Origin of the sequence: Streptomyces sp. T39 (assembly GCF_008042045.1) — a bacterium.
Lineage (GTDB): Bacteria > Actinomycetota > Actinomycetes > Streptomycetales > Streptomycetaceae > Streptomyces.
Genome location: NZ_RDBP01000012.1, coordinates 333,906 through 342,837, shown reverse-complemented (window position 1 = coordinate 342,837; position 8,932 = coordinate 333,906). Strand labels below are relative to the sequence as shown.

Annotated in this window: 5 protein-coding genes and 1 pseudogene; 2 read left to right on the top strand and 4 right to left on the bottom strand. The window is 72.3% G+C overall.

The genetic code is table 11. The features are described 5' to 3' along the window. Window positions 1-782 precede the first annotated feature (782 nt). Window positions 783-3,353: an aminopeptidase N gene (gene pepN, locus EAO77_RS02385; protein ID WP_187283094.1), complete on the bottom strand. Its 2,571-nt coding sequence runs from the start codon at window positions 3,351-3,353 to the stop codon at window positions 783-785. Window positions 3,354-3,492: 139 nt separating this feature from the next. Between pepN and EAO77_RS02380 the strand changes: the two genes are divergently transcribed. Then, the gene (locus EAO77_RS02380) at window positions 3,493-4,131 is read left to right on the top strand and encodes a DsbA family protein (RefSeq protein ID WP_147986469.1); all 639 of its coding nucleotides are present in this window, start codon (window positions 3,493-3,495) and stop codon (window positions 4,129-4,131) included. A 119-nt stretch (window positions 4,132-4,250) separates the two neighbouring features. On the opposite strand, the gene EAO77_RS02375 is transcribed toward EAO77_RS02380, so the two are convergent. The 3 genes and pseudogenes from EAO77_RS02375 to EAO77_RS02365 all read right to left on the bottom strand — a co-directional run bounded on the left by EAO77_RS02375 (window position 4,251) and on the right by EAO77_RS02365 (window position 8,060). Continuing rightward, window positions 4,251-4,886, bottom strand: coding sequence for a superoxide dismutase (locus tag EAO77_RS02375; protein WP_147986468.1), 636 nt, complete (start codon window positions 4,884-4,886; stop codon window positions 4,251-4,253). A gap of 194 nt (window positions 4,887-5,080) precedes the next feature. After that, on the bottom strand, window positions 5,081-6,514 hold the full coding sequence (locus EAO77_RS02370; RefSeq protein WP_147986467.1) for an amino acid permease: 1,434 nt from the start codon (window positions 6,512-6,514) through the stop codon (window positions 5,081-5,083). 168 nt (window positions 6,515-6,682) lie between these two features. After that, window positions 6,683-8,060 (bottom strand): annotated as a pseudogene (locus EAO77_RS02365) (amino acid permease). Window positions 8,061-8,323: 263 nt separating this feature from the next. On the opposite strand from EAO77_RS02365, the gene EAO77_RS02360 reads away from it, so the two are divergent. Continuing rightward, a complete protein-coding gene (locus EAO77_RS02360) occupies window positions 8,324-8,908 on the top strand; it encodes a biotin transporter BioY (protein WP_147986466.1) in 585 nt (194 codons plus the stop codon). The last annotated feature ends 24 nt before the right edge of the window (window positions 8,909-8,932 follow it).

The following is an 8,932-nucleotide window of genomic DNA, read 5'->3' as shown; positions in this document are numbered from 1 at the left end:
AGATGTGTATAAGAGACAGATGCGAGGGGGATGCCCGGGGGCCGCCGCCCCCTGAACCTCTGTTACGCCTTCGTCGACAATTCGGGACGACCCCGTCCTAAAGTACGTGCGTTCGACTGCCGATGTGGGGCGCCGCGCGCCCGGGGTCCGGGGGCGTGGCTGACTCCGTCAGCCCCGCCGGCGATTGAGGCGACCGCGCGAAGCGCGGTGCGGGTCCGGGCGGAGCCCGGTCCGGGAAGGGGCGGGGAGGGGAGAGGCCCCGCGCAGCGGCCCCACCCCCGGCGCGCACCACCCCGTTGCCCGGACCCCGCGCGTCCGCAGCGCCCGCCCACGCGTGCGCCACACCTCCCGCCTCCGGGGCGCCGCGCTCCGAGCTCCGAGGCCCCGGACGTGAGGCGCCCTCGCCCGTGGCGCGCTCCGGGGCGTCGACGGGCCTCCGGACGTGACGCGCCCCGCCCGGGACGGCCCCCGGACGTGACGCACTCCCGCGGGAACGCACCCGCGCCCGGGGGCGCCGACGGGCCTCCGGACGTGACGCGCCCCGCCCGGGACGGCCCCCGGACGTGACGCACTCCCGCGGGAACGCACCCGCGCCCGGGGGCGCCGACGGGCCTCCGGACGTGACGCGCCCCGCCCGGGACGGCCCCCGGACGTGACGCACCCCCGCGGGAACGCACCCGCGCCCGGGACGGCCCCCGCACGGCCCCCCGCGGGGACGCGCCCCGATCGCGGCGGGCCCCCGCCTGGCGCGCGCTACGCGCGCCGCCCCGGCCAGGCGCGCGCTACGCGCGCCGCCCCGCGTCGCACGCCTGGGCGCGCACCGCGCGCGCCAGGTCGTCGCGGGACTCGAGGACGAGGCGGCGCAGCGCCGGCGCCGCCGACTCGTGGGCCGCGAGCCACGCGTCCGTCGCGGCCAGTGTGGAGACGGGCTCCTGGAGCGACGGGTACAGATCGCGCACCACGTCCATCCCGATCTGGATCGACCGCTCCGCCCACACCCGCTCGATCGCCGCGAAGTACTTCGGCGCGTAGGGCGCGATCAGCTCCCGCTGCGACGGCTGCACGAAGCCCGCGATCGTCGCCTCGACCAGCGCGTTGGAGAGCGCGTCGGATTCCACCACCGCCGCCCACGCCTGGTCCTTGACCGCGGCAGACGGGCGCGACGCGAGGCAGCGGACCTCGTGCCGCTTGCCCGACGCCGTGTCGTCCCGCGCCAGTTCGGCCGCGATCCCCGCCTCGTCGGCGACCCCGTGCGCGGCGAGCGGCGCGAGGAACGCCCAGCGCAGCTCCTGGTCCACGTCGAGGCCGTCGATGCGCGCGGTGCCGTCCAGCAGCCCGGAGAGCAGCTGGAAGTCCTCCGGGCCGCTCGCCACGGAGGCGAGGAAGCGGGCCCACGTCAGCTGGTGCTGGCTGCCGGGCTCGGCCCGGCGGAGCTCGCTCAGCGCGCCCGACGCCAGCAGCCGTCCGCCCTCCTCGCGCCATTCGGGCGCCGCGTAGTGCACGAGGGCCCCGCGCGCCCAGGCGTGCAGCATCTGGAGCACGCCGATGTCCGTCTCGCGGCCGGCGAACCGCAGCACCAGGTCCACGAAGTCCCGTGCCGGCATCAGCGCGTCGCGGGTCAGGTTCCACAGGGCGGACCAGCACAGCGCCCGCGCCAGCGGGTCGTCGATGTCGCCGAGGTGCGCCCGCAGCGTCGCGAGCGAGCCCTCGTCGAAGCGGATCTTGCAGTAGGTGAGGTCCTCGTCGTTGACGAGCACCAGGTCCGGGCGTTCGGCGCCGGCCAGGCCCGGCACCTGGGTGCGGGCGCCGGTGACGTCCGCGCCGGCGCTCGCGTACCGCACGAGCTCGGCGCCCTCGACCCGGTAGAGGCCGACGACGACCCGGTGGGGCCGCAGCGTGTCGCCGTCCTGCAGGACCGCCAGCCCGGCCACCCGCCCCTGCGGGTCGTGGTCGACCTCGGGGGTCAGCGAGTTGACGCCCGAGGTCTCCAGCCAGGCCCGCGACCACTCCTTCATGTCCCGGCCGGAGGTCTCCTCCAGGACGGACAGCAGGTCGCCGAGGCGGGTGTTGCCGTAGGCGTGCCGCTTGAAGTAGCGCCGCGCACCCTCCAGGAACGCGTCCCGCCCCACGTAGGCCACCAGCTGCTTGAGCACCGAGGCGCCCTTCGCGTAGGTGATGCCGTCGAAGTTGAGCTTGGCGGCCTCCAGGTCGTGGATGTCCGCCGTGATCGGGTGGGTGGAGGGCAGCTGGTCGGCGCGGTAGGCCCATGCCTTGCGGTTGTTGGCGAAGGTGACCCATCCGTTGGTGAAGCGGGTGGCCTCGACCATCGAGAACGAGCCCATGAAGTCGGCGAAGGACTCCTTCAGCCACAGGTCGTCCCACCACTGCATGGTGACCAGGTCGCCGAACCACATGTGCGCCATCTCGTGCAGGATCACGTTGGCGCGGCGCTCGTAGGACGCCTGCGTCACGTTGCCCCGGAAGACGAACTCCTCGCGGAAGGTGACGCAGCCCGGGTTCTCCATGGCGCCGATGTTGTACTCGGGCACGAACGCCTGGTCGTACTTCCCGAACGGGTACGGGTAGTCGAAGTGCTCGTGGAAGAAGTCCAGGCCCTGCTTGGTGACGAGGAAGATGTCGTCCGCGTCGAAGTGCCGGGCGAGCCCCTTGCGGCACATCGCGCCCAGCGGCACCCGCAGGGTGGTGCCGTCGGGGAGCGTGCGCTCGTACACGTCCGTCTCGTAGTGGTACGGACCGGCGACGACGGCCGTGATGTACGTCGAGATGGGCCGGGTCTCGGCGAAGCGCCACACCCCGTCGGCGTCGCGCGCGCCCTCCCCGTTGCTCCACACCGTCCAGCCCTCGGGCGCCGTCACCTCGAAGCGGAACGGAGCCTTGAGGTCCGGCTGCTCGAAGTTGGCGAAGACCCGGCGCGCGTCGGCCGGCTCGTACTGGGTGTAGAGGTAGACCTCGCCGTCCTCCGGGTCGACGAAGCGGTGCAGGCCCTCGCCCGTCCTGCTGTAGGCGCACTGCGCGTCCACGACGAGCACGTTCTCGGCGTCCACGGAGTCGAGGGCGATCCGCGCGCCGTCGAAGGCGGCCGCCGGGTCCAGCTCACGGCCGTTGAGCGTGATGCCGGTCACGGCCGGGGCGACGAGGTCGACGAAGGTCGGGGTACCGGGCTCGGCGGCCCGGAACCGGATCGTGGTGACGGAACGGAACGTCCGCGGCCGCGTCCCCTCCTCCGCGTCCCCGACGGCGGACCGTACGTCGAGGGCGACGTGGTACGCCTCGACGGACAGCAGCTCGGCCCGGGTACGGGCCTCGTCGCGGGACAGATTCTCACCGGGCACGGGCACTCCTTCGTGACTCGTTTCGGAACAGCGGCGATCCTTTCATGCGGTCCTGGCAGCCCATACGGGGGAATCCCTCGCGCGCCGGGCGTGTTCCCCCCGGAGGCACGCAGGGTGCCGCCCCGATACGAGGAGTGACATGTCGGACAACGGCAAGACACCGGTGGACTTCTGGTTCGACCCGCTGTGCCCGTGGGCGTGGATCACGTCCCGCTGGGTGCTGGAGGTCGAGAAGGTCCGTGACATCGAGGTCCGCTGGCATGTGATGTCGCTCGCCGTGCTCAACGAGGACAAGCTCGACCAGGTCCCGGAGGAGTACCGGGAGATGCTGGAGACCAAGGCGTGGGCCCCGGTGCGGGTCGTCGTCGCGGCCCAGCAGGAGCACGGGGACGAGGTCGTCGGCAAGCTGTACACCGCGCTCGGCACCCGTTTCCACAACAAGGGCGAGGGCCCGACGCTCACGGCGATCCGTGAGGCGCTGGAGGACGTCGGTCTGCCCGTCTCGCTCGCGCAGTACGCCGACAAGGACACCTACGACACCCAGCTGCGCGCCTCCCACGAGGAGGGCATCACCAAGGTCGGCCAGGAGGTCGGCACCCCCGTGATCGCCGTCCCGGGCGCCGACGGCGAGCAGATCGCCTTCTTCGGCCCGGTCGTCACGCCCACGCCCCGGGGCGAGGCGGCGGCTCGGCTGTGGGACGGCACCCTGCTGGTGGCGTCGACGCCGGGCTTCTACGAGATCAAGCGCACCCGCACCCAGGGGCCGTCCTTCGAGTGACGGCGCCGCGCCCACGGAAGACGGCCCCCGCGAGTCATGTCCTCGCGGGGGCCGTCCTTCTTCCGCCTGCCGCGTGACGGGTGAGAAGACGATCACGAGCAGGGCGTGCGGGGATCGCCTCAGGGGGTGATCAGCGGGGTGCGGCCCTTCGCCTCGGTGAAGCGCCTGGCGACGTCCTGCCAGTTGACGACCCGCCACATCGCTTCGATGAAGTCGACCTTCTGGTTCCGGTACTGGAGGTAGAAGGCGTGCTCCCAGGCGTCGAAGACCAGGATCGGGACGCTGCCCTGGCCGACGTTGCCCTGGTGGTCGTAGACCTGCTCGACGATGAGGCGGCCGCTGACCGGCTCGTAGGCCAGCACGCCCCAGCCGGAGCCCTGGGTGGTGGCGGCCGCCTTGGTGAGCTGGGCCTTGAACTTGGCGAAGGAGCCGAAGGATTCGGCGAGGGCGTCCGCCAGTTCGCCGGTGCCGTCCTTCTCCAGGGGCTCGCCGCCGCCGTCGCCGGTCATGTTGTGCCAGTAGATGCTGTGCAGGATGTGGCCGGACAGATGGAACGCGAGGTTCTTCTCCAGCCCGTTGATCGAGCCCCACGCCTCCTTGTCGCGCGCCTCCTCCAGCTGTTCGAGGGTGTCGTTGGCGCCCTTCACGTACGCGGCGTGGTGCTTGTCGTGGTGGAGCTCGATGATCTCGGGGCTGATGACCGGTTCGAGCGCCGCGTAGTCGTACGGAAGTTCAGGAAGCGTGTAGATGGCCATGGTGGCGGTGGTCCCTCCGGCTGCCTTCTTATTGCACATCTTATGCAACTGCACCGTAGCAGCAGGAGTGGCCGTACGTGATCAGCCGGTGGTCCCGGGTCGCGGGCCGCGCCGTGTGCGGTCGAACGGACGCGAAGGACCCCCCGGCCGCCGTGGCCGGGGGGTCCTTCGCGGTGGTACGCCTGGGACGTGCCTCAGCCGGCGGTCCCCGCCCGCCCGGTCTCCGCGCCCGCACGCGAGGCACGGTGCCTCTGGAGGGCGAAGCCGCCGGCCGCCAGCGCCGCGGTCAGGACGCCGGTGCCCAGCAGCTGGAGCCTGGTCGCCTCCTCGCGCAGCATCAGCACGAACACGGCGGCCATGCCCAGGAGGGCGATCCAGGTCAGCACCGGGAAGAACCACATCCGCACGACCAGCTTCTCGGGCTCGTCGCGCTCGGTGCGCCGGCGCAGGACCAGCTGGGAGACGGCGATGAAGATCCAGACGACCAGGATGATCGCGCCGATCATGTTCAGCAGCCACTGGAAGACGTCCTCGGGCCGCCAGTAGCTGAGCAGCACGCACAGGAAGCCGAACACCGACGAGACGAGGACGGCGACGCGCGGCACGCCGCCGAAGGTGCGGCCCAGGGCCTTCGGGCCCTGACCCCGTGCGACCAGCGAGCAGGCCATCCGGGAGGCGCCGTAGATGTTGGCGTTCATCGCGGACAGCAGGGCGACGAAGACCACGATCTGGAGCGCGGTGGCGGCGCCGGGGATGTCGAGGTGGGCCAGCGTGGTGACGTACGGGCCCTTGTCCGGGTTCGCGACGTCCGGGTCGTCCCAGGGCACCAGGGTGACGATGACGGCCATCGATCCGATGTAGAAGACGGCGATGCGCCACATCGCCGTGCGCACGGCCTTGGCGACGCCCTGCACCGGGTGCTCGGACTCGGCCGCGGCGATGGTGACGGTCTCCAGGCCCCCGTAGGCGAAGACGGAGGCGAGCAGGCCGACGACCAGGCCGTCGACGCCGTTCGGCAGGAACCCGCCGTCACCGGTGAGGTTGGCCGTGCCGGGCGCCTCGCTTCCCGGCAGGAGGCCGGCGATCGCCAGCACGCCGATGCCCAGGAACAGCGCGATGGCGCCGACCTTGAGCGCGGCGAACCAGAACTCGAACTCGCCGAAGTTCTTCACCGCGGCCAGGTTGGTGCCGCAGAAGACCAGCATGAACAGCGCGACCCAGGCCCACTCGGGCGTCCCCGGCAGCCAGTTCGTCATGATCTTCGCCGCGCCCATCGCCTCCAGGCCCACGGCCACGCAGAGCAGGAACCAGAACGCCCAGCCCGCGGTGAAGCCCGCCCACGGTCCGATGGCGCGCTCCGCATGGACGGAGAACGAGCCGGACGCGGGGTTCGCGGCGGACATCTCGCCGAGCATCCGCATCACGAGCATGACGAGCAGACCGGAGAGCGCGTAGGCGACCACGATCGACGGGCCCGCCGCGGCGATGCCGGCGCCGGAGCCCACGAAGAGGCCGGCGCCGATGACACCGCCGAGGGCGATCATCGAGAGGTGGCGTTGTTTGAGGCCGTGCGAGAGCCGGGTGTCGTCCGTCGGGACGACGGGCGCGGGCGCGGTGGTCCGAGACATGAGCGGGCCCTGTTCATTGGCTGAGACGGGGGAGCAGCCGACAGTCTGGCCACCGACTCCGCTCACAGGGAACGCATGTCCGCTATACGGTCACGATGTTCACACAACGCCACCACGCCGACACCGGACGGACCGGCACGCCCTCCGCCGGCCCCGCCCCGCCCCCGTTCACCGCCGCCGGGCGAGCACCTCGCGCGCGGCGGCGACCAGCAGCACCGCGGCGGTCGCCCCGGCGGACCACAGCAGCTGCGGCCTGGCCGCGTCGTCGCCCAGCATCAGCACCAGCACCGCGGCCATGGCCGCCAGCGCCGCCCAGGTGAGCCAGGGGAAGGCCCACATCCGCAGGGCGAGCGCCTCGGGCGCCTCGCGTTCGATGCGCCGGCGCAGCCGCAGCTGCGAGACCGCGATCAGCGCCCAGACGAACAGCAGCACCGCGCCGACCGCGTTGAGCATGTACGCGAACACGGCGTCCGGCCACATCAGGTTGAGCAGCACGGAGACGAAACCGAACGCCACCGAGGCGAGCACCGCCCGGCGGGGCACCCCGCCGGGCGAGACGGTGAGCAGGCCACGGGGGGCCTCCCCGGCGCTCCGCCAGCGAGAAGATCATGCGCGAGGAGCCGTAGAGGTTGGCGTTGAGCGCCGACAGCAGGGCCACGAAGACCACGATCTCCATGATCCGGCCGGCGCTCGGCACGCCGATCGAGTCGAGCACGGTGACGAAGGGGCTCACGCCCGCCGTCTGCGCCGTCCACGGCAGCACCGTGACGATCACCAGCATCGAGCCGACGTAGAAGAAGAGGATGCGCACCACCGCGCTGCGCACCGCCCGTCCGACCGCACGGGCCGGATCCGCGGTCTCGGCGGCGGCGATCGTGACGACCTCCAGGCCGCCGAACGCGAAGACGACCACCAGCACCCCGGAGACCACCCCGGACCAGCCGTTCGGCAGGAACCCGCCGTCGCCGGTGAGATGGGTGAGCCCGGCCGGCTCGGTGTCCGGCAGCACGCCGAAGATTGCCAGGGCGCCCAGCAGCAGGAAGAGCACCAGGGCGCCGACCTTGAGCGCGGCGAACCAGAACTCGAACTCGCCGAAGTTGCGTACCGCCGTGAGGTTGGCGGCCGTGAAGACCACCATGAAGAGGAGCACCCAGCCCCACTGGGGCACCGACGGCGCCCAGCCGTGCGCGATCCGGGCCGCCGCCGTCGCCTCGGCGGCCAGCACCACCACGAGCAGGAACCAGTAGAGCCACCCCGCGCTGAACCCGGCCCACCGTCCCAGCGCGCGTTCGGCGTGCACCGAGAACGAGCCGGAGGCGGGCATCGCGGCGGACATCTCGCCGAGCATCCGCATCACCAGCATCGCCAGGGTGCCGGCGATCAGATACGAGACGACGATGGCGGGACCGGCGACCGAGATCCCGGCGCCGGAGCCCACGAAGAGCCCCGCGCCGATCACCCCGCCCAGTCCCAGCATCGTCAGATGACGCTGCTTGAGGCCGTGTTCGAGGGGCTCGGTCACGGCCTGGGCCGACGCGTCGTGCATGGTGCGGGGTGCTCTCGGTTCGCTCGGGTGCAGTTATGGAGTCCCTACAGTCTCGGCCAGCGGTGGCCCGCCATGCAAAACCGGCCGCCACCCCCGGGACCTCAGTGACGAGCATCACCTCCCATCGTGTGTGACGGCGGTGCTTTGTGTGATCTCCACCAACACCTCAACCGCCGCTTTGTCGGCGGCTGATGGTGATCCGGTCCGTCGCCCTGGGCTACGGTCGGCCTGTTCCGAACTGTCCTCACCCCGCGGAGACCCCGATGAGCACTGCTGCCGCCCCCGTCCGATCCGGCGTCGTCCTGGCCGATCTGGTCCCCGCCTCCCGTGTCCGGGACATCGCCCTGGTCGCCGGCGGCGCCGTCCTCACCGGCCTCGCGGCCCAGATCTCCGTGCCGGTCCCCGGCTCCCCGGTCCCGGTCTCCGGGCAGACCTTCGCCGCCCTGCTGGTGGGCACCGCGCTCGGCGCCCGCCGCGGCTTCCTCGCGCTCGCCCTCTACGCGGTCGCCGGCATGGCGGGGACCCCGTGGTTCGCCGAGGGCGCCTCGGGCTGGTCGATGCCCTCGTTCGGCTACATCCTCGGCATGCTGCTGGCGGCCACCGTCGTGGGCGCCCTGGCCCGCCGTGGCGCGGACCGCACGGTGCTGCGCACCGCCGGTTCCATGGTGCTCGGTTCGGTGATCATCTACGCGGTGGGCGTGCCCTACCTGGCGCTCGCCACCGGTATGTCCCTGCCGGCCGCCGTCTCCGCCGGTCTGGTCCCGTTCCTCATCGGTGACGCGCTGAAGGCCGCCCTGGCGATGGGCGCCCTGCCGGCCGCCTGGAAGCTCGTGGGCCGCCGCGGCTGAGCCCCCCCCGCAACGCAGCAGCCC